This window comes from Streptomyces sp. SID12488, from assembly GCF_010548275.1.
Taxonomy (GTDB): Bacteria; Actinomycetota; Actinomycetes; order Streptomycetales; family Streptomycetaceae; genus Streptomyces.
In genome coordinates, this window is record NZ_JAAGLT010000131.1 from 1 (window position 1) to 435 (window position 435).

A 435-nucleotide genomic window follows, 5' to 3' on the forward strand; every position below is an offset into this window, starting at 1 on the left:
AGTCCGACGACTACTCCTTCGACGGATCCCGCACGGCCTACGGGGACTGGGAGAAGGTGACCGCCCGGCTGGGCTCCGCGACCGTCTGGGGCACCGCGCCCGGCGGGAACGTCCCGGACCCGACGCCGACGCCCACCCCGACCCCGACGGGCCCCACGCCCACCCCGAGCCCGACCCCGACCGACCCGGGACCGGCCGGAGCCACCCTCTTCGACGACTTCACCTACACCTCCCACACCGACCCGGCGATAGGGGCCCACGGCTGGAGCGTGCGCTCCAACTCCGGCGGCCCCGGCGTCCCCGGAGCGGCCTGGTCCCCGGAGAACGTCACCTTCGCGGCGGAGGGCGGCAACACCATCATGAACCTGGAGACCTCGACGGCCGGCTCCGGCGAGAGCACCAAGCAGACCGAAGTCCTCACCAAGGCCACCAAGT

At 73.1% G+C, this 435-nt stretch carries 1 pseudogene; it reads left to right on the forward strand.

Annotated features, from left to right (window positions below):
• Positions 1-435, forward strand: a pseudogene (locus G3I56_RS42835) (hydrolase); the annotation flags it as partial.